Below are 21,807 nucleotides of genomic sequence, written 5' to 3'. Positions count from 1 at the left end.
GTACCGCGGATTATAAAACCATCCGTCTCTTGCAAATTTTATTTGCAAGGGACTTTTTAATTTTTCAGGAGGAAATGACATGGATAAATACAAACAACAAGTTGCTGCGTTGATTAGTTCTGCACTTGATGCTGAATCTGGCTTAGACCAAGAAACCGTATTACAAAAAATCGAACGGCCCAAGGACTCCAAGATGGGGGACCTTGCCTTTCCTACCTTTACATTGGCGAAGGTCTTACGCAAGGCACCGCAAATGATTGCCAATGACCTAGTTGATAAGATCGATGCAACTGGTTTTGAAAAGGTCGTTGCAATGGGACCATATGTTAACTTTTTCCTGAGCAAGCCTGAATTTAGTCGTGATGTTTTAACGACCGTTCTATCCCAAAAAGCAGATTACGGTCAAAATCAAGATGGTAAAAATGGGAACGTGCCAATTGATATGTCATCACCAAACATTGCCAAGCCCATTTCAATGGGGCACTTGCGTTCAACTGTAATTGGAAACGCCGTTGCCAACATTTTAGCTAAGAACGGCTACCACCCAATCAAGGATAACCATTTAGGTGATTGGGGGACCCAATTTGGGAAGTTGATCACCGCTTATCTGAAGTGGGGGAACGAAGAAGACGTTAAACGCGATCCAATCAACTACTTAGTGAAATACTACGTTAAATTCCATAAGGAAGACGTTGAACACCCAGAATTAGACGATGAAGCTCGGGAATGGTTCAGTAAGCTAGAACATGGTGATAAGCAAGCCACTGAACTATGGAAGTGGTTCCGCTCCGTATCATTGGAAGCCTTCAACCAAATTTACGCTAAATTAGGTGTTACGTTTGATACCTATAATGGGGAAGCATTTTACAATGACAAGATGCCAGAAGTGATTCAAATGTTAAAAGATAAGCATCTTTTAAAGGAATCACAGGGGGCGCAAATCGTTGACTTGAGCAAGTATAACTTAAACCCTGCCTTGATCTTAAAGAGCGATGGGGCTTCACTATACATTACCCGTGATATTACGACTGCAATTTACCGTGATCGTGAATACCATCCCGCAATGAACCTCTACGTGGTTGGTTCAGAACAAACTTATTACTTCAAGCAACTAAAGGCCGTCCTAGAAGAAATGGGTGTGCCTTCTGCTAAGGACTTACACCACATTCCATTTGGCTTGATCACTGTGAACGGAAAGAAGCTCTCAACGCGTTCTGGGCGGATCATCCTATTGGACGAAGTATTGAATGATTCGATTGCATTGGCTAAGCAACAAATCGAAGAGAAGAATCCAGATCTTAAGAACAAGGATGCAGTGGCTCAAGAAGTCGGTGTGGGAGCCATTATCTTTGGTGACTTGAAGAACGATAAGATGGATAGTATCGACTTTGTGCTAGAAGATCAACTAAGATTTGAAGGGGAAACAGGTCCATACGTTCAATATTCCAGAGTGCGGGCAGAAAGTATTTTAAGACGGGTCCCTGAATTCAATGCAGACAGTAGCAGCCGTGACTTAGACGATCCTGAATCATGGGAGATCATCAAATTATTGAATGACTTCCCAATGATCGTTAAGGACGCATGTGCTGACTTTGAACCATCAGTAATTGCGAAGTATTCCTTACGCTTAGCAAAGGCATTCAATAAATATTACGCCCATACTCGCATCCTTGATGATAAGCAAATGCTAAATGCCCGTTTATCATTAGTTAAGAGTGTCTCAATCGTATTGAAGGAATCATTAAGACTATTAGGTGTTAAGTCACCCGATGAAATGTAATTTATTAAAAATCTGTCATTTTATAATGGCAGATTTTTTGGTTTAAATCGTTAAAATTATTACCAAAATCATATCAAATATCTTAATTATGGTACAATTAAGGTTAATATTTGAAGGGGGCGAAATGCCTTTAATGAAACAGAATCAATCTAGTTCGGTGGGGGAATTCACACACACCTACTGGCAAAAATTTAGAAAAGTGCAAAAGTACATTTGGCATCGTTATCATATTAATCGTTGGATTATTATGGTCGTAATGGGAATTATTTTTTCGATGAGCACCTATTTAACGTTCGTTGCCAAAACAATGGACGTTCAAAATCTTAATTCATCGTTAAAACGTTCAACGGTTATCTACGATGTTAGTAATAAAAAGGCTGGGGAGTTATATTCTCAAAAGGGAACCTACGTTGGGATGAAAAACATTTCGCAAAACGTTCCAGATGCGATCCTATCTACTGAAGATCGGCATTTCTATAGTGAACATGGTTTTTCAGTTAGCGGGTTCGGCCGTGCCGGCCTCTTGTGGTTGAAAAATAAAGTTTTAGGGCATGATTACATTAGTGGTGGGGGAAGTACGATCACCCAACAACTAGTGAAGAACGCCTATCTATCACAAGAACAAACCTTTTCTCGAAAGTTGAAGGAACTGTTTATTTCGATTCAGGTTGAAAACGTCTATTCTAAAAATCAAATTTTAACGATGTACATGAATAATGCCTACTTTGGTAATGGCGTTTATGGGGTCAGCGATGCCGCAGAGCGTTACTTTGGGACATCGGTCAAGAACCTACCAGTTCAAGATGCAGCGGTGCTAGCAGGGATGTTGACGAATCCGAGTGGTTATAATCCGATTGATCACCCTAGATTAGCTTTACAACGTCGGAATACCGTCTTGGACTTAATGGTCGAAAATGGCAAACTGACTAGGGCGGCAGCTGCTAGGTACAAGGCGCAACCAATTGAAGTTAAGGATAATTATACCTATAAGGATAGTTATCGTTATCCTTATTACTTTGATGCAGTTATCAATGAAGCGATTAGTAAGTACGGGCTGAGTGAAGCTGATATTATGAACCGTGGATATAAAATTTATACTAACTTGAACCAAAGTCAGCAAACTGCAATGCAAAATAACTTTAATGATCCTAGCATGTTCCCGAACAATGCTGCTGATGGAACCAAGGTCCAAGCGGCTTCGATCTCTGTCAATCCACAAACTGGGGGCGTAAATGCAGTGGTGGGTGGTCGTGGTAAACATGTTTTTAGGGGTTATAATCGTGCTACCCAGATGAAACGTCAACCTGGTTCGACCATGAAGCCACTTGCGGTCTATACTCCAGCGTTGGAGAATGGCTATAATTTTGACTCAGAACTAGTCAACGCAAAGAAGTCGTATGGTAAAAATAAATATACCCCACAAAATTATGACGACCAATATACAGGGAAGGTCCCAATGTATGAAGCATTGGCCCAAAGTATGAATGCGCCTGCAGTTTGGTTATTAAACAAGATCGGGATTCAAAGTGGTTATGAATCGGTAAAGAAATTTGGAATTCCGCTTTCTAATAGTGATAAGAACCTTTCATTAGCACTAGGTGGACTTTCAACTGGGGTTTCTCCCCAACAAATGGCTGGTGCATATACAGCGTTTGCAAATAATGGGGTAGCTACCAAACCTTACTATATTCGTAAAATCGTTGATGCCTCTGGGAACGTAGTGATTGATAATACTGCGCAACAAAAGGGGACGCGGGTGATGTCTGCGACGACCGCTAAAAATATGACTAGTATGATGCTAGGCGTTTTTGATAACGGAACCGGAGTCGATGCAAAGCCATATGGCTATCAAGTGGCCGGAAAAACTGGTAGTACAGAGGCCGATTCGACAGCCGATGCTGATGCAACTCGTGATAAGTGGATCATTGGGTATACGCCGAATGCGGTGGTTGCTACTTGGGAAGGCTTTGATGATACCAATAGCAATCATCATCTTGAAAACCTTAGTGGAACTGGAATTGGGCCTCTATTTAAGAGTGAAATGACTTCGATCATTCCGACTACTAAGCAGACTCAATTTGACGTTAAGGATGCCCAAACGATTATTGATGAACGAAACAGTAGTAATAACAGTAGTAGTAGTTCTAACATTTGGGATAATGTTAAGAATGGCAGCAATAGCATTAGTAAGAACATTGAAAGTGGTTTTGATAAAGTGAAAAAACAAACTAGTAAATGGTTCAATGATGCTAAACAATTCCTTGGTGGCAAGTAAAATTACGGACTAAAAAAGTCCTACTGAATATTAAATTCAGTAGGACTTTTTTTGGTTAATTATTTTTTGCTACTTGATGAATCGGAGCTTTCTGAAGTGATGTAACTAGCTAGGATATCCTTTAATTGGTTATCCTTGATGTCAACGTTACCGTTTCTAAGTACTTTCGCAACGATGTTGTGTAATACAGTACTATCTGACATTTCTGAAGTTACGATTTGATCCTTCAATTCGCTAACGTGATCCTTGTAACTCCCCTTAGCAGGGTGGTTAACCATTTGAATTACTTGGTAACCATATTGAGTCTTAACAGGGGTAGTAGTGTAGTCACCCTTCTTTTCAAGCTTATATGCTGCCTTCTTGAATGCGGAGTCAACAGATGATGAAGTATTATCAAATGCTGGTAGCCGTCCACCCTTGTTCTTAGTGGAAGTATCAGTAGAGTACTTCTTAGCTAAGGTAGCAAAACTAGTGCCGCTCTTAAGTTGGCTAATTACAGTTTCAGCGGTTGACTTCTTAGCAACTAAGATCGTGTTAACAGTAATCTTAGGTTGGTAACTCTTGAATTGCTTTTGAAGTGCTGAATCGGAGAAATTAGTGTTAGCCCGAACTGCTTGTTCTAACAAGAGGTTATCTCTAATTTGGCCCTTGAAAGTTGAATTAGTAAGTCCTTGTTGTTGAAGAACTGCACTAAATTGTGATCCATATTGGGACTTGTATTGATTAAATAGCTTGTTAACCTGTGAATCTTTAACCTTGCTACCATAGTTTTTTTCAAGTACCTTGTTCAAAATCATTTGTTGAAGGACTTGTTTACCATTAGAAGTTTCCTTCAAGCTACTGTAGTATTGGCTTTGAGTAATCTTACCACCATTAGTAGTTGCAACAGCGGAACTACCACAGGCTGCTAAGGTTAAACTCAAAAATACTCCGGCTACTCCAACTAGCCATTTTTTCATAAAAAAAACACATCCATTCGTACAAAATTAATATAAGTATTGATATTCAACATGTTCCAATATAACACAATTCGGATTTCATCGACACATGCAAAATTGACCTTAAACAAAAATTAAATGAAACGACTATTTTAACTTTTTGATCGTTTGATTGATGATATCGAGGTGGGGTTGAATTTCAAATGAATATTCGCTGATGATAGTTTGAACGTCATTAATTGTTTTTTGACTTCTGGTTAATTCAGCTTTGAATTTATTCAACGCATCCGTGAATTGAGCGCGGTCATGATTAAATTTTTGGGCTTGCTCAGTTTTTTGAATTGCAAAATTTTTAACATTCGTAAAGAATTGTTGAGGTGATTCACGGTTTGCTACTAAATAGACCCCCAGCGCACCAGCTGAAACACCGACTAACTTGGCTAATCCCTTCATGCTTATTCCTCCACTTGTTCCTTAATTGCATGTGCAATTTCATTATATTTAGCGTCATCGTATTGCCCAGAATTATCCGCAAAGTCCATGCTGAAGCCGTCCTTATTTGAATATCTAGGAATTAAATGAAAATGGGAGTGAAATACGGATTGGTAGGCCACTTCACCATTGTTGTTGACGATATTCATCCCCTTGATATCAGGGTTGAACTTACGGATTCCACGGGCGATCTTAGGGATGCGGGCAAAGACCTGGCTGGCAAAGTCAGCATCATATTCATAGATGTTTGGAACGTGTTTTTTAGGAATCACTAACGTGTGGCCAGGAGTGGCTTGTGAGATGTCTAAAAACGCTTTGACAACGTCGTCTTCATAAACAGTGTAGCTGGGGATATCCCCGTTGATAATTTTACAAAAGATACAATCAGTCATATTAATTACCTACCTTATTATTTATTAAGTTAATTATACACTATCCAAAAATGCTTTTGAAAATAAAGGGTCATCTTTGCATTATGCTATAATATAGTTAAACCAAAAATAGAGGAGGAATTGAATTGTCCTTAGAGGTAAAAAACGTAATTGGGGGCTATTCACAAGTTCCCGTATTAAAGGATGTTTCATTTGACGTTCAAGACGGTGAACTAGTGGGATTGATCGGGCTCAACGGAGCTGGAAAGTCCACTACGATCAACCACATTATCGGGTTATTAACCCCATTTTCAGGGTCGATCGAGATTAACGGGTATCAAATTACCAACAATAATGAAAAGTATAAACAACAGCTCGCCTACATTCCAGAAATTCCGGTGTTATATAACGAATTAACGCTGCGTGAACACATTGAAATGACGATCATGGCGTATTCACTTGACCATGATCAGGCGTGGAAAAAGGCCCACCAACTATTAAAAACGTTTCGACTCGATAACAAACTGGAATGGTTCCCCGTTGACTTTTCCAAGGGGATGAAGCAAAAGGTGATGATCGTTTGTGCGTTTATGACCGATGCCAAGATGTTTGTGATCGACGAACCATTCTTAGGGCTTGATCCGCTGGCAGTTAACGATTTATTGGCGTTGATTAAAGATCGTAAAAAACAGGGCTGCAGTATTTTAATGTCAACACACGTTTTAGACACTGCCGAACGCTTTTGTGATCGCTTTGTATTGATCAACGATGGTCAAATTAAGATTGAAGGGGACCTAGCTAAAATCAAGGAAGCATTCCCGAATGCGGGCGATTCCTTGAACAACATCTATCTTGCGCTAGCCAAGGGTGAGGCGTAATGAGCGATTTATTTAAACAACGTTTAGCCCACCATCTAGGTGAAATGGCCAAGTATATGCGTTATGTATTCAATGACTTTTTTGTGATTGCACTGATGTTTTTGATCGGGGGGCTGGGACTATCATATTCGAACCTCTTGAAGCAATTGCACCCTGGGCTTTGGTGGTCAGGAATCGTTATTTTATTAGTGACCCTAATGGGCCAAGTTTTTAGTCACCTCGCAACGCTGATCGAACCAGCTGATCGGGTTTTCTTAATTCCACGGGAAGCCGAGATGGTCAATTATTTAAAATCAGCACGTAATTATAGTATTTTAATGGCGTTGCTCCCCCAATTAGCAATTTGGTTCGTGTTATTACCATTTATGCGGGTAACGATGAATTGGAGTTTGTTCGATCTGGTGGGGGTTTTATTGACGATGGTCTTCTTGAAGAGTGCCGACATTGATGGAGCTTTGAATCAAGCTTACTACCACCAATCGCATCTGCGACTTAAGTGGCTGCTAAATGTGGTTGCACTAGGGATTACAGTTTTAATTCCCGCTTTAGGGATGCTGATCAGCGCTTTATATCTGGTTATGACAGCTGCTAAACAACGGCACCTTGCTAATAAATCGCTTGATTGGCGTTATTTAATCGAAATGGAAGATACGCGAATGCTTGCGCTTTACAAGTTCTTCAACCTCTTTACCGACGTTCCAAACATTCAAGGGACGACTAAACGGCGCCGCTACCTTGATTTCTTGATCAATAGAATCAAAGTGACGCCCAAGAACGTTTATTTATACCTTTACGGGCGCTCAATCGTCAGAAATGGTGAATATAGTGGCTTACACATTAGGTTAACGGTGATTGGCGCAATCCTATTAGTGGGGGTTGGTGGGACCTACCTCCCAATTTTAATTGGGTTGTTGTTCCTGTACTTGATCGGTTTTCAATTAATTCCATTTTATTTTCACTTTGCTAACAATGTGTTCACCCACGTCTATCCAGTTGCTCCCCAGCTCCAAATTGCCAGTTTTAAAAGGATTATTTCAATCTTATTGCTGGTTTCAGCCGTTATTTTCTCGATCATGACCTTGATTGGAAGTCATTCAATCGTCACAGCTGGGCTTAGCTTGATTTTAAATCTTGTTGAGGTTTGGGCACTCACGAATCAATTGATCACTAATAAAATTAACAAGAAGTTAAACTAAAGGAGTTTCAAATGCGAGTAAGACATAAATCATGGGCCAAGCCCTACATCGAATCTAAACCTGAACTAATCGTTACCAATGCCGAAGAATGGGTTGGAAAATGGAACCAACGCTTTACAAAGCAACAACCGATCCACTTAGAAATCGGGATTGGGAAGGGGCAATTCATCATTGAAATGGCCAAACGCAATCCCGAAATCAATTTCATCGGAATCGAACTACAAGAGTCAGTAATTGCGGTCGCCTTGCGGAAGTTAGTCGAAGAGGGTCTGACTAACGTTCAATTAGTGGAAACCGACGGCGCTTTGGTCAATACGCTGTTCAAGGCGGGAGAAATTGATAAGATGTACCTTAACTTTTCTGACCCCTGGCCTAAAAAGCGGCATGCCAAGCGTAGATTGACCTCACCTGATTTCTTAGCTAGCTATCGAGACGTATTAAAAGCTGGTCATCAACTTGAATTTAAGACTGATAATCGGGGACTGTTTGAATATTCATTGATTTCGTTCAATCAGTTTGGGACCAGCTTTGAGTTTGTATCTTTAGATCTACACAATAGTCCTGAACAGGCTGAAAACGTTGAAACTGAATACGAAGCTAAGTTTAGTCAAAACGGCCCAATCTATAAAATTGTGATAACGTTTAAAACTGCTTAATTGGGTGTATATCTGTTTTATAAAGATCGATGATTTGACCTCGTTGATTGGCAGTAAATTGATATTCAATAATTGTTTGATGATTTAAGATGTTGATCCCACCGAGGTAATAATTTTCGGTAATTAATTGATATTCGGGCCGTAACCATGTTCCATAGATTTTTTGAAGCGCAAAGTGGCGGTGGAGTTGTTGATAGATTCTTTTTTCAATTTTAGCGTGCACGCCTGCTTTGATAAATCCTAAAGCTGCAACGGCAATAATGCTGAGCCCCATTTTCATTTTCGTTCTATTTTTCAATAATTACACCTGATTTCTATTGAATTTGACGCTATACTATTATTATAATCAAAACAGAATAATTTGCTTGTGATTTAAGTTATAATTATTAGCATGGATTTAAAGGGAGGAATAACCATGGAAGAATTACAACCAATGAACTTATCAGAACTAAAGCAAAAGATTGCCAACGGTAAGTACATGCTTTTTTTCACCGCTAGTTGGTGTCCTGACTGTACTGTTATTAAACCAGCAATGCCTGAAATTGTTGCCAATCACCCCGAATACACTTTTCTTTCAGTTGATCGAGATGATAACATTGATTTAGCTGCTGAATTAAATATTTTTGGCATTCCCAGCTTCGTTGCCTTTGAAAACGGTGAAGAAGTGGGCAGATACGTTAATAAGGAACGCAAGACGCAAGCGCAAGTCGAAAACTTTATCGGCTCTTTAAACTAATTTTAGAAGGAATGATACAAAAGTGATAGCAAGTTATAATCCATCCCAAATGGGGGATGTTTTAGTTGTAATAATGCACCCAGATGTTGAAGACCAAGTCGTTGAACATAAAGGTGATGTTTTCAAAGTCTCAGCAGCAGAATCTGGACAAACTTTGGGATTTAACTTTTTTGCAGCGAGTCAGATTTTACCAGCGTTAAAGGATCAAAACGGACAAGTAACTTTGACCGCAGATGACGTTGCTAAATTGAACGTTGTTCTAAAGGATGCTGGTTTTACAGATCAACTAGTCGTTGATGAAGAGCCTAAATTCGTGGTGGGGTACGTAAAGACGGTTACTGACCATCCTAAGTCGACCCACCTTAAAATCACTGAAACTGAGGTCCAAGATGGCAAGACTCTTCAAATTGTCAGCGGTTCTCCAAACATGCAAGCAGACATCAAAGTTGTAGTTGCAGAAGTCGGGACGATGATGCCAAGTGGCTTGATAATTTGGCCTGGTGAATTAAAGGGCGTTACAAGCGATGGGATGATCTGTTCTGGAAGGGAACTTAGGTTGCCGAACGCACCTCAAAAACCTGGGGCGTTGATCTTACCTGATGATTACCAAGTTGGCACTAAATTTGATTTTATAAAAGCACAAAATCTATTTGAATAAGGAGTTGGTCACTCCTTATTTTTACATAATCTAATAATTTAACGTAAATTAAGGGTGAATAAAATGAATCACTATGATGGACCAGCGTTTTATAGACGCTTTTTACAAAAACCAAAATCAAATGATAATCAAGATAGTTATTCTAACAATAAGATGACTAGGGGCAATCGAAAAGATATCCGAGGCACGGGTGACTCTAGTAGCGGTAATTTTAGAACTAATGGTGAGAACATGATTTCTAAAATGACGAATGCTTTCACGCCAAAGGGCAATTATGCGAAAAGAGTCGTTGGTGATGAATATTTAAACGAGTCTAAGCTGGGCCGTTACTATCTGAAAATAATTCAGCAATTAGATAAGCAGGATTTTGATTGTATTTTATTTGACGATGGGTTGGATACACGTGCCAATTCGGATCTAATTCAATTTGGCGCTGTTGATGAACATCCAGAAAGTGCTGCTGCTGAGCAATTTTCAGATGATTTCACTAGCGATGCTATTGAAAATGCCAGTGGGTTTGAATCAGCAGCCAGCAGTCATTATGCTAATCCGACAAGTGATGAGGAATACTATCAACGCTTACAAAATGAGCAATCCGATGCAGATAAGGGGATCCAGTCTGCTTCTGATGTAGCGCCGTCTTCTAAAGCATCGCATCATTTTGAACCTGATTCTCAATCAGTTGAGGCTGTTGATAACGATGCCGATGAAATGAATGATTCCGTTGATCGAAGTAAAAGTAGTAGCGAAGCAACCCCGCAGGATAAGACGCAGCGTTCTGAATCGGCATTTGTTGATACAAAACAGTCCGCTAATTCTAAAACCCCTAAGCGTGGGTTAGGGCATCCGCTTTCTGCGATCTTAAATAATGAACAAGATGCTCAAAAAGATGTTGAATTTTTCAAAGATGGTTTGAAAGAAGTGAAAGCAGCCCAGGAAGATGAACACCCTAAGGCTATCGCACGACCATCGGATGTAAAAACACTGCAGCCAACACCTGATGATGAGCCGATTGACGAACCAGCAAATAATGATGATAGTGATAAATCTGGCCATGAACTATTAAGCAGCGGGACTGAATACGAGCATGGTTATCAGTTCCCGCGCTTTAGCATGTTAAATGAACCGCACTTCCAAGATGATGATGATTTGGATGATTGGATCATTAAACAATCAGAAATTTTAGATCGAACTTTACATGCATTTCACGTTAACGCTGAAGTTGTTGATTGGACCAATGGGCCGACCGTTACCCAGTTCCAAGTGAAGTTAGCGTTGGGGGTTAAGGTTAGTAAAATTACTAATCTAAACGATGACTTAAAACTAGCGCTAGCCGCCAAGGACATCCGAATTGAAGCCCCAATCCCTGGGCGGACGACGGTGGGGGTCGAAATTCCAAATCCCAAGCCGCGCCCAGTAATGCTATCAGAAGTTTTAGATGATCAATCATTTAAAAATGCTCAATCACCGTTGACGATTGCTTTGGGGGTCGATCTAACTGGAAAGCCACAGGTAACCGATATTTCAAAAATGCCCCATGGGTTAATTGCCGGTGCCACTGGTTCAGGGAAGAGTGTGTTCATCAACAGCCTATTGGTATCACTGCTTTATAAAGCGACCCCAGCGCAACTGCGGTTATTATTGATTGATCCAAAGGCGGTCGAACTAGCCCCTTATAATAAGCTTCCACACCTCTTGGCCCCAGTAATATCAGAACCAAATGAGGCTTCCGCTGCTTTGAAGTGGGCGGTCAAGGAGATGGATGAACGTTATGAAAAGCTAGCCGCTGGTGGTGCTAGGAATATTGAGCAGTTCAATACCAAGGCTGATGAAAATAATCAACCTGAATTGAAAATGCCATACATTGTGATCATCATTGATGAGTTGGCTGACTTAATGATGGTGGCATCAACTGAAGTGCAGGATTACATCGTTAGAATCACCCAAAAGGCTCGGGCAGCTGGAATTCATTTGATCGTTGCCACACAACGGCCAAGTGTTGATATTGTTACGGGGACCATTAAGAACAACATTCCAACTCGAATTGCGTTCATGGTTTCAAGTCAAGTTGACTCTAGAACGATTATTGATACTGCGGGTGCGGAACGTCTTTTGGGACGTGGTGACATGCTCTATTTAGGCAATGGAAAGAGTCAGCCGTTGCGGATTCAAGGAACGTTCGTTACCAATGAAGAAATTGAGCGCATCACTGCTGCGGTTAGGACCCAAGGGACGCCTAAGTATGCGTTTAATCCGAAGTCGTTGTTGAAAAAGGTCAATATGGTTCAGCAACAAGATGAACTAATGCCTGAAGTATTGGCTTATATTGCAAAGGAAAATACGGTTTCCACTTCGAAATTACAACGGGTCTTTTCGATTGGCTATAACCGTGCAGCCACTTTGATCGATGATTTAGAACAACAGAATTATATTTCTGGTCAACATGGTTCTAAGCCACGTGAAGTATATCTTACTGAAGATGATTATAAAAAATTAAATCTTTAATAATAATTAGTAGCTATTCAGGGGGATTCTGCTAATATAAAAGAGTGCCAGAATAGGTAGGGGGAAATAAAGTTGGATAAGAATACAATTTACCATTTTGTTGGGATTAAAGGAACTGGGATGAGTGCGATGGCTTTGATCTTACATGATCAGGGTTATCAAGTTCAGGGTTCTGATATTGACCAATATACTTTTACGCAACGGGGATTGGAACAAGCAGGGATCGATATTTTACCATTTGATCCTGATAATATTCATGAAGGGCTCACCATCGTTGCTGGAAATGCATTTAAAGATGACCATCCAGAAATTGCGAAGGCCCGTGAAATGGGTTTAAGGATTTATCGCTATCATGAACTACTTGGTGAAATGATCAATGGCTATACTAGCATTGGAATCGCTGGTGCCCATGGTAAGACCAGTACAACTGGTTTATTAGCCCATGTTTTGAGTGGGATTTCTGCTACTGATTACCTAATCGGTGACGGTAGTGGGAAGGGTGTGCCAGATGCTAGATTCTTTGTTTATGAAGCTGATGAATATCGTCGTCATTTTCTAGCCACTAGCCCAGATTACGCAATTATGACTAACATTGATTTTGATCATCCCGATTACTATACTGGAATCGATGATGTATTCGATGCTTTTCAAACTTTTGCTAATCAGGTTAAGAAGGGAATCTTTATTTGGGGTGATGACCAAAACCTACGGAAATTAACTGCTAACGTGCCGATTTACTCTTATGGGACTAATAAGGATGATGATTTTAGAGCCGTAAATATTAAACGGACAACTGAGGGATCAACTTTTGATGTCATTCATAATGACAAGGAACTAGGTAACTTTAAGATTCCACTGTTTGGTGAACATAACATCTTGAACTCACTTGCAGTCATTGCGGTTTCATACTTTGAAGATGTTAATTTGGCTGAAATTAGAAACGAGCTTTTAACTTTCAAGGGGGTTAAAAGACGGTTTGCACAGCGCAAGGTCTCAGACATGGTCATTATTGATGATTATGCGCACCACCCATCGGAAATCAATGCCACTTTGGATGCTGCTAGACAAGAATACCCTAATAAAGAAATTGTTGCGGTTTTCCAACCCCACACTTTTAGTCGGACGATTGCCTATTTAGATGACTTTGCTAAGAGCTTGAATAAGGCGGATAAAGTCTACGTTACTAAAATCTATGGTTCACCACGTGAAAAAACGGGGAATGTTTCGAGTCAAGATTTAGTTAATAAAATCACTAAGGACGGTGGATTGATTCAAGCTGAAAACCTATCACCACTGCTCGACTATAAAAATGCCGTAATCATCTTTATGGGGGCTGGTGATATTCAAAAGTATGAAAAAATTTATGAAAATTTGTTAAATGATTTACGGCCAAACGTAAATTAATGGTTAAAATGATTTATGATTACCAATTAGTTTGGTATAATTGTCTAAATAGTTTATATAGATGTAATTTATAGAAAAGAGGGATTTCCTTGAATAATTTTGATCAACCAACAGATAGAAGAGCTGTTAACAACGCCGTCGGGGTCAATTCATTTTTTGCCCGCGTTTACGGTTGGATGGGTTCTTCGATTTTAATTTCAGCATTGGTTGCATTCTTAGTAGTTAAAAATGGAATTTCGATGTCTGGTGGTGCCGCACTAGTACTAATGTTAGTTTGGGCGTTTATCCCATTCTTCATTCAACACGCAGCGATGCGTAATGCCGGGTTAGGCTTGGCGTTATTGTTTATTTATTCGGCAATGACCGGGTTCGTATTCTCGAACATCTTGATGGTCTACACGAGTACATCGATCGTAGCAGCATTCGTTTCGAGTGCGAGCTTATTCATTACGATGAGTGTGTATGGATTTATCACGAAGAAGAGTTTAGCTAAGATGGGCACGATCTTGACGGCGGCATTGATCGCCATCATCGTGGCGATGTTGATTAACATGTTCTTACACATCGGGATGTTATCACTTATCATCTCAATCGTTTCAGTGGTGATCTTTACCGGATTGACTGCTTACGATACGCAAATGCTAAAGCAATTCTATAACCAAAATGGTGATAGTAGCTCCGCTACTGGAATTGCTATTGGTGGAGCATTGATGCTTTACTTGAATTTCATTAACTTGTTCTTGAGCTTATTACAAATCTTTGGAGCAGGCGGCAATAACCGTAACTAATCATTACTAAAAAGAAGGGACTTTCGATGATAATATCGAAGGTCTCTTTTTTAAATCGCTTTGAATTGTTATATAATGTTAAAAGGAATAATTCGAAAATAACGACTAAGGAGATTATACATGGCTGATAAGAGACTACTATTAATTGATGGTAATAGCATCGCATTTAAAGCTTTTTATGCCCTCTATCAATATGACGATCGATTTACTAATCATGATGGCTTACATACCAGCGCCATCTACGGATTTAACACAATGTTAGACAACATGTTAGATGTTGTTAAGCCCACTGCTGCATTGGCTGCATTTGATGCTGGTAAAACTACTTTTAGGACTAAGTTGTTCCATGAATACAAAGGTGGTCGTAAAAAAACACCAGTAGAATTGATAGAACAGTTCCCATATATTGAAGAGCTTTTGCATGCTCGCGGAATTAAAAGTTACAAGTTACCAGACTATGAAGCAGACGATATTATCGGGACGCTCGCTAAACAGGCCGAAGCTGATGGCTATGAAGTGACCATCGTTACTGGGGATCGCGATCTCACCCAGCTATGTTCTGATAAAACTACTGTTAGTATTTCTAAGACTGGTGTTAGTCAAACTCAACATTACACTGCGGATTACGTGAAAGAAACGATGGGGATTACACCAGCTCAAATCATTGATTTAAAAGGCTTACAGGGTGATAATTCCGATAATTATCCTGGCGTTAATAAGGTGGGACCCAAGACAGCTGATAAATTAATTAAGCAGTACGGTTCGATCGAAAACTTATATGCGCATATTGATGAAATTACCGCTAAAAAGTTAAAGGAGCACTTGATTGAAGATCATGACCAGGCGTTATTATCTAAGCAATTGGCTACTATTGACCGTAATGCACCGATTAAAATTGGCGTATCTGATTTGGCTTATTTAGGAGATCAATCAGCTGAATTAACTGCTTTTTATCAAAAAATGGATTTCAGAAAATTCCTAAGTGAAATGGATAGTCAACCTGATCCTGATGTTAAATTTACGGTCCTAGATGAAAATAATATTAATGAATTATCGGACTTAGGCTCAGAATTGACTTTTTACCTAGCCATGGATGGTGATAATTATCACACCGCACCGTTTGTAGGGTTTGTAATTGGTACGAGTGCTGGTTGGTACGTATCGAGGAATGTGGAATTATTAAAGCAATCCCCGCTAGCGGATTTATTGGCTGATTCTGCCATTAAGATTGATGTTTTTGATGCTAAGCGGGCCTATGTAGGATTACATCGGCTTGGCGTTGAGCTTAATCATGTTGATTTTGATATGCTATTGGTTTCTTATCTTTTGAATACTAATGATAATCGGAATGATTTAAGTAGGGTTGCTAGTGAACATGGTTACTACAATGTTCAAAGTGATGAAACTGTCTATGGGAAGGGTGCTAAACGCACCATTCCAGCAGATGATGACGTTTTATTTGGCCACTTGGCAGCCAAGGCAAATGCGATCTCAGAATTAAAGACGAAAATGTTTCAAGAACTAGCCGATCACGATCAAACGAAACTCTACGAGCAAATTGAACTGCCAATTGCATTCGTTTTGGCACGGATGGAAATTAATGGAATCGCAGTCGACCAAGATCAATTGAGCGCAATGGGCAGTAAGCTATCTGAGCGGATTGCCGAATTTGAACAGGCCATCTATAATGAAGCTGGCGTAGAATTTAATATTGGCTCACCCAAACAACTCGGCACCATTTTATTTGAGAAATTAAAATTACCAGTTATTAAGCGAACTAAGACGGGTTATTCCACCTCAGTGGACGTTTTAGAAAAGTTAGCTCCTGATGCGCCAATCGTTGATGATATTTTAAAATATCGTCAATTAGCGAAACTATCATCGACTTATGTTGATGGACTCCTAAAAGTAGTTTCACCCGCAGATAATAAGGTCCATACGCGTTATTTGCAGACTTTAACACAAACGGGAAGACTGTCTTCAGTTGATCCGAACTTACAAAATATTCCGATTCGGACTGATGAAGGCCGCCAGATTAGACGCGCGTTCGTCCCTAGCCATCCCGATTGGCAGATCTTTACTTCTGATTACTCACAAATTGAATTAAGGGTCTTGGCATCGATCAGTGGTGATACCAATATGCAAGACGAATTTTTGCACAATGATGATATTCACGCTTCAACTGCTCGGCGGATTTTTGGATTGACTTCTAACGATGAAGTGACCCCTAATTTAAGAAGACAGGCTAAGGCCGTTAACTTTGGGATTGTTTATGGAATCAGTGACTACGGATTAGCTCGTAATACAGGGATTAGCCGTGCTGATGCTAAACAGTTCATTGAGAAGTACTTTGCTGAATATCCAAACGTTCACAAATATATGCAAGATTCAGTTGAACAGGCCCATGAAAAGGGGTATGTTGAAACGCTGACCAACCGTAGGCGCTATTTGCCAGATATTAATTCTCGTAATTTCAACCTTCGTTCATTTGCTGAAAGGACGGCGATGAACTCACCAATTCAGGGAAGTGCCGCTGATATTATTAAGATTGCGATGATTAATATGGAAAAAGCAATTAGTGGGATGCAAGCAAAGATGTTATTACAAATCCATGATGAATTAGTTTTTGAGGCCCCAGCGGAAGAAATTCCCGTTCTCGAAAAGCTGGTTCCTAAGGTAATGGATTCCGCAGTTAAGTTACATGTACCGCTAAAGGTAGCTAGTCACTTTGGCGCTACTTGGTACGATGCAAGTAAATAAAGAGAGGTTAAAAAATGCCAGAATTACCAGAAGTTGAAACCGTCCGTAAGGGACTGACCGAATTAGTTAAGGGTGCTCACATCAAAAGTGTTGATGTAATTTACCCTAAGATGCTAAACGTAGAACCGAAAACATTTATCGACTGCCTAACTGATAGTACAATTACTAAGATTGACAGACGGGGGAAGTACCTATTATTTAGGTTGGACAATGGGCACACCGTTGTTTCACATTTACGAATGGAAGGTAAGTACGACGTTGAAAAAGACGGCACTAAGCCTAGTAAGCACACCCATATTATTATGCATTTGGCCGATGGTCGGGAATTAAGATATAACGACAGTCGGAAATTCGGTCGGATGTATTTAATTAAAAATGGTGACGAAAAGACCCTTTCAGGATTAGGAACGATTGGTCCCGAACCAACCGAATCAGATTTAACGTTTGATTACATGAAACGGATCATGAATAAAAGTCGTGGGAAAATCAAGCCATTTTTATTGAACCAAGACCATATTTCTGGATTAGGTAATATTTATACTGATGAGGTCCTTTGGATGAGTAAAATTCATCCAGAACAACAGACTAATTTGATTTCAGATGAACAGATCAGCGAATTACGGAAGAATATTATTAAAGAAATTGCCCTGGCAATTAAGGGTCATGGAACGACCGTTCATTCTTATTCGAATGCCTTTGGTGAAGCAGGCCAGTTCCAAAGTCAATTGCATGTGTACGGCAAAAAGGGCCAACCTTGTGAACGTTGTGGAACCCCAATTGAAAAAATCAAAGTTGCTCAACGGGGGACTAGCTTTTGTCCCAATTGTCAACGAATCGTAAGTGCTAATGACTAAGTTATTAGGCTTAACTGGTAGCATTGGGACTGGTAAATCCACCGTTAGTAGGGAATTGTCAGCCCATGGCGTTCCAATTATCGATGCGGATGCAATTGCCCACACCCTCCAGTTAAGGGGGACCGATTGTTATAATGAGCTTGTAGAAGAATTTGGCAAAGAGATTGCGGGCGAATATTCCATCGATCGAAAACGCTTGGGGGAAATCGTTTTCGCAGACCCTGCCAAATTGTTGTTATTGAATCGGACGATGGATATATACATTCGTGGGATGATTTTAGATCAAATTCATGATTATAGCCTAAAACAAATTGACTTGGTGGTCTTAGATGCACCTTTGTTATATGAATTAGGGTATGCAAATTATGTTGATTTGGTAGTGATGGTTACATGTGATCCAACAATTCAAGTTTCGCGACTTAAAATGCGTAATCACATTAGCACCACACAAGCAGTTCGTTTAATTGGTAAGCAGTGGCCGCAATCAATTAAGCAAAATTTAGCAGATGTGGTCATTAATAACTCAGGTTCGATTAGTCAAACTAGCCAACAAGTGTTAAAATTACTGGATAAATTACGATAAAACGATGAGGTGATTAAGATGAAATGTCCCCATTGTCATAAAAATAGTTCAAAGGTAGTTGATTCCAGACCTACCAATGATGGGACTGTAATTAGAAGACGCCGTGAATGTGAAAAATGTGGATATCGCTATACCACTTTTGAACGAATTGAGTCGGCACCACTATTAGTGATTAAGCATAATGGGAATCGCGAGGAATTTAGTCGTGATAAGATGTTACGCGGGATTATTCGCTCTGCCGAGAAAAGACCCGTTTCAATGGATAAAATGACTAAAATCGTTGATGAAGTTGAAGCTAAGGTTAGATCGATCGGCGAAACAGAGGTTTCCAGCCAACTAATTGGTGAGTATGTGATGAAGGCTTTATCAGATGTTGATGAAATTGCGTATATTCGTTTTGCAAGTGTTTATCGGCAGTTTAAGGATATGACGGTATTTTATAATGAAATGAAAGAAGTCATGAACCGTGATCATGATAAGGAATCAAAGGATAATGATAAATAATGGCTAATCAATTAACACAAAATGATCCTCAGGCAGGCTTTATTGTTGTTAAAAATGAACGATTATCTGATTTAGCGAGTGAATCCATTGATTTGTTGTATCAACCAATAATTGGCTGCAATGCGACTGCATTGATTCGCTTGTTTTGGAGATATAGTAATGAACAAAAGGTTGATTATAGACAACGCTCTCACTATGACTTATTTTCGTTTCTTCAATTTGATTTTAGGGAGTTTACGGAATGTCGCATCAAATTAGAAGGGGCGGGGCTTTTGAAAACGTTCGTGCAACCAACGGATGCTAAACCGATAATGTTATATCAACTAGTGCCCCCACTAACGAATCGCCAGTTTTTTAATGACGATTTATTAAGCTTGGCACTATTGGAAAACATTGGTGAAAAGATGTATCACGAGCTTGCCGACCGTCTTTTGATCAAGCCCTTTCCAATGGAACATGCGTCAGAAATTACTCAAGATTTCTTGGATTCATTTCAGATCGATGCTGATCAACTCACCAATCAACCGAATACGATTGGTAATTTAAAGCAAGAATACGATTTGAATGATACCCAGAAACCAACCCCTAATTCACAGCCTCAATTAGCGGCTAGTGATGATTTTGATTTTCAATTGGTCTTAGACAGTGTTGCAAAGTCGTATGTGCGGATTGATCAGGTGAAAAAGAACTATAATTTAATCTTGAATGAACACCGTTTGTATGGCATTGACGAGCTCGCATTGGCTAGGTTGATCATTCAGTCGACTAACATTAAGAACAATGTTTTTGATCCTGAAAAATTAAAGATTTTGGTCAATCGGATGTATCAAAAAGCGCCAGTAAAACAATCGGTGCCACCTAATCAAAATGCTAATAATGATGCTGAAACTCAAAATGATGATTTTAGTGATCAGGAAAAATTACTATTAAAAAATGTAAGTCAATTTCCACCACTTCAATTTTTACAGAATTTAAAACATCAACTGGGTGGTTTTCCCTCCAGTTCTGAAAATAAAATGATTGAAGAAATGTTGAACCGTAACGTAATGAACACGAGCGTAATCAATATGTTGGTCTACCACATTTTGGTGGATATGAACAAAACCCAGCTTTATCAAGATAGCTTTGAACGAATCGCAAACGAGTGGGTTCAAAAATATCATGTTAAAACGACGCGGGATGCAATGCTTGCCATTAAGGATTACAATCGTAAAAAAGAGGCTAGCAGTAATAATGGTAGCCGTAATTTTCAGGGAAATGGTGGCTATCGCAGAAAGCAACCAATGGTCAAAAAGCCGGTCCCATATTGGCTAAGAAAGGACTATCAACCCGATGTAAAGCCAATCAGTGAGGAAAGCCTAAAGAAGGGCAAGGAAATGCTTAGAAAATTCCGTGAAGATAATTAGGGGGTGTAAATATTAAAAAGTTGGAAGAAGAATTACAGAACGTGTTGAAAAATCATACTGGCAATGAAAGTAGTTACCGTGATTTAATGAATCAAGCTTGCTCTGATCCTGATGTTCAAAAGTTTATTAATGAACATCATATTAGTAACGATGCGGTTCGCCATTCTGCCTCCCGCATTTATGAATACGTTCAACAAAAGAATAAGTTATCACGCGGTGGGGAAATGATCCCTGGATATCAACCACAATTGACATTTGATGGGAAGTTGATCGATATTACCTACTCACCGACCCTAGCGACGATTGAAAAACAAAAGACGAAGGCAATGAAGGATCGGGTTAAGTCGATTGCAATGCCAAAGCAAACTCGTGATGCTAGTTTTGACAGTTATCTAATGAGCAGTGACGCACGGGTGCACCTCCTAGAAGTTGCAATGGATTTTATCCATCGTTTATCTGATCATCCTGATCAATTTGTTAAGGGGCTGTATCTTTGGGGAACGTTTGGGGTTGGTAAGACATATACCCTCGGAGCAATCGCAAATGAGCTTGCTAAAAAAGGCTTATCTTCGACTTTGATTAACTTTCCTAGTTTCACGGTTGAATTAAAAAATTCAATTCAATTTAATACGACTGGTGCTAAAATTGATTCAGTCAAGAAGGCCCCAATTTTAATGATTGATGATATTGGAGCCGACGTGCTTTCTGAATGGATTCGAGATGAAGTATTGGGAGTTATTTTAGAGTATCGAATGCAAAATGAGTTGCCGACACTATTTAGCTCAAATTATTCGATGAATGCCCTAGAAGAAGATCATTTACCCTACGATAAACGGAATCAAGAAGATAAGGTCCGTTCTGGAAGAATTATGCAAAGAATTCGTTTTCTAGCGAATGAGTACCAGATGGATGGTAAAAATATGCGTTTGCAGTAAGCTAGGTGTTTTACTTGACATTATTGCTAAATAATAGTTTAATGATAATTGAAAAATCTTTACTAGCTAAAAGTGTTTGAAGACATGA

General features: G+C 39.6%; 20 protein-coding genes. 16 read left to right on the top strand and 4 right to left on the bottom strand.

What is annotated here, in order from left to right; all coding sequences use genetic code 11:
• Nucleotides 1-79: 79 nt before the first annotated feature.
• Together argS and ACSYTJ_RS04355 are read left to right on the top strand one after the other, a co-directional pair.
• Nucleotides 80-1,780: an arginine--tRNA ligase gene (argS, locus tag ACSYTJ_RS04360; RefSeq protein WP_491719588.1), complete on the top strand. Its 1,701-nt coding sequence runs from the start codon at nt 80-82 to the stop codon at nt 1,778-1,780.
• 133 nt (nt 1,781-1,913) lie between these two features.
• The gene (locus ACSYTJ_RS04355; RefSeq protein ID WP_491719587.1) at nt 1,914-4,055 is read left to right on the top strand and encodes a transglycosylase domain-containing protein; all 2,142 of its coding nucleotides are present in this window, start codon (nt 1,914-1,916) and stop codon (nt 4,053-4,055) included.
• A gap of 59 nt (nt 4,056-4,114) precedes the next feature.
• Here ACSYTJ_RS04355 and ACSYTJ_RS04350 read toward each other — a convergent pair whose 3' ends face one another.
• The 3 genes from ACSYTJ_RS04350 to ACSYTJ_RS04340 form a co-directional block, all read right to left on the bottom strand.
• Complete coding sequence (locus tag ACSYTJ_RS04350; RefSeq protein WP_491716400.1) at nt 4,115-5,014, bottom strand: peptidylprolyl isomerase PrsA; 900 nt, start codon at nt 5,012-5,014, stop codon at nt 4,115-4,117.
• 126 nt (nt 5,015-5,140) lie between these two features.
• Nucleotides 5,141-5,446, bottom strand: a complete 306-nt coding sequence (locus ACSYTJ_RS04345; protein WP_491719586.1) for a hypothetical protein — start codon at nt 5,444-5,446, stop codon at nt 5,141-5,143.
• Between the two features lie 2 nt (nt 5,447-5,448).
• Complete coding sequence (locus tag ACSYTJ_RS04340; protein WP_491719585.1) at nt 5,449-5,877, bottom strand: HIT family protein; 429 nt, start codon at nt 5,875-5,877, stop codon at nt 5,449-5,451.
• Nucleotides 5,878-6,002: 125 nt separating this feature from the next.
• Here ACSYTJ_RS04340 and ACSYTJ_RS04335 point away from each other — a divergent pair, with 125 nt between their 5' ends.
• The 3 genes from ACSYTJ_RS04335 to trmB are packed head-to-tail and all read left to right on the top strand — an operon-like array spanning nt 6,003 to nt 8,586.
• Nucleotides 6,003-6,734 (top strand): ABC transporter ATP-binding protein, encoded by a 732-nt coding sequence (locus ACSYTJ_RS04335; RefSeq protein WP_491719584.1) that lies wholly within the window; start codon nt 6,003-6,005, stop codon nt 6,732-6,734.
• Nucleotides 6,734-7,930 (top strand): ABC transporter permease, encoded by a 1,197-nt coding sequence (locus ACSYTJ_RS04330; protein WP_491719583.1) that lies wholly within the window; start codon nt 6,734-6,736, stop codon nt 7,928-7,930. Before ACSYTJ_RS04335 ends, ACSYTJ_RS04330 begins: the two co-directional genes overlap by 1 nt.
• Before the next feature lie 11 nt (nt 7,931-7,941).
• Nucleotides 7,942-8,586, top strand: a complete 645-nt coding sequence (gene trmB, locus ACSYTJ_RS04325) for a tRNA (guanosine(46)-N7)-methyltransferase TrmB (protein WP_491719582.1) — start codon at nt 7,942-7,944, stop codon at nt 8,584-8,586.
• Here the strand turns inward: trmB and ACSYTJ_RS04320 are convergent.
• On the bottom strand, nt 8,573-8,884 hold the full coding sequence (locus ACSYTJ_RS04320; RefSeq protein WP_491719581.1) for a hypothetical protein: 312 nt from the start codon (nt 8,882-8,884) through the stop codon (nt 8,573-8,575). The two genes, trmB and ACSYTJ_RS04320, sit on opposite strands and share 14 nt — an antisense overlap.
• A gap of 117 nt (nt 8,885-9,001) precedes the next feature.
• Between ACSYTJ_RS04320 and ACSYTJ_RS04315 the strand changes: the two genes are divergently transcribed.
• From ACSYTJ_RS04315 to dnaI, 11 genes are all read left to right on the top strand, one after another.
• On the top strand, nt 9,002-9,322 hold the full coding sequence (locus ACSYTJ_RS04315; RefSeq protein ID WP_491716393.1) for a thioredoxin family protein: 321 nt from the start codon (nt 9,002-9,004) through the stop codon (nt 9,320-9,322).
• Between the two features lie 22 nt (nt 9,323-9,344).
• Nucleotides 9,345-9,980 carry a YtpR family tRNA-binding protein gene (gene ytpR / locus ACSYTJ_RS04310; protein WP_491716392.1) on the top strand — a complete coding sequence of 212 codons (636 nt, stop codon included), beginning with the start codon at nt 9,345-9,347 and terminating at the stop codon, nt 9,978-9,980.
• Between the two features lie 63 nt (nt 9,981-10,043).
• Entirely contained in the window at nt 10,044-12,485 is a 2,442-nt protein-coding gene (locus tag ACSYTJ_RS04305) for a DNA translocase FtsK (RefSeq protein WP_491719580.1), read from the top strand.
• 72 nt (nt 12,486-12,557) lie between these two features.
• A complete protein-coding gene (murC, locus tag ACSYTJ_RS04300; RefSeq protein ID WP_491716390.1) occupies nt 12,558-13,889 on the top strand; it encodes a UDP-N-acetylmuramate--L-alanine ligase in 1,332 nt (443 codons plus the stop codon).
• Nucleotides 13,890-13,978: 89 nt separating this feature from the next.
• Entirely contained in the window at nt 13,979-14,677 is a 699-nt protein-coding gene (locus ACSYTJ_RS04295; RefSeq protein ID WP_491719579.1) for a Bax inhibitor-1/YccA family protein, read from the top strand.
• A 120-nt stretch (nt 14,678-14,797) separates the two neighbouring features.
• Nucleotides 14,798-17,437, top strand: a complete 2,640-nt coding sequence (polA, locus tag ACSYTJ_RS04290; RefSeq protein WP_491719578.1) for a DNA polymerase I — start codon at nt 14,798-14,800, stop codon at nt 17,435-17,437.
• A 14-nt stretch (nt 17,438-17,451) separates the two neighbouring features.
• Nucleotides 17,452-18,291 carry a bifunctional DNA-formamidopyrimidine glycosylase/DNA-(apurinic or apyrimidinic site) lyase gene (mutM, locus tag ACSYTJ_RS04285; RefSeq protein ID WP_491719577.1) on the top strand — a complete coding sequence of 280 codons (840 nt, stop codon included), beginning with the start codon at nt 17,452-17,454 and terminating at the stop codon, nt 18,289-18,291.
• Complete coding sequence (coaE, locus tag ACSYTJ_RS04280) at nt 18,284-18,874, top strand: dephospho-CoA kinase (protein ID WP_491719576.1); 591 nt, start codon at nt 18,284-18,286, stop codon at nt 18,872-18,874. Before mutM ends, coaE begins: the two co-directional genes overlap by 8 nt.
• 18 nt (nt 18,875-18,892) lie before the next feature.
• The gene (gene nrdR, locus ACSYTJ_RS04275; RefSeq protein WP_491716385.1) at nt 18,893-19,378 is read left to right on the top strand and encodes a transcriptional regulator NrdR; all 486 of its coding nucleotides are present in this window, start codon (nt 18,893-18,895) and stop codon (nt 19,376-19,378) included.
• Nucleotides 19,378-20,784, top strand: coding sequence for a DnaD domain protein (locus ACSYTJ_RS04270; RefSeq protein WP_491716384.1), 1,407 nt, complete (start codon nt 19,378-19,380; stop codon nt 20,782-20,784). The genes nrdR and ACSYTJ_RS04270 overlap by 1 nt, the downstream gene beginning before the upstream one ends.
• 20 nt (nt 20,785-20,804) lie before the next feature.
• Complete coding sequence (gene dnaI / locus ACSYTJ_RS04265; RefSeq protein WP_491719575.1) at nt 20,805-21,719, top strand: primosomal protein DnaI; 915 nt, start codon at nt 20,805-20,807, stop codon at nt 21,717-21,719.
• The last annotated feature ends 88 nt before the right edge of the window (nt 21,720-21,807 follow it).

The organism is Nicoliella sp. ESL1113 (assembly GCF_058509245.1).
This window is presented reverse-complemented; position numbering and strand designations above follow the sequence as displayed.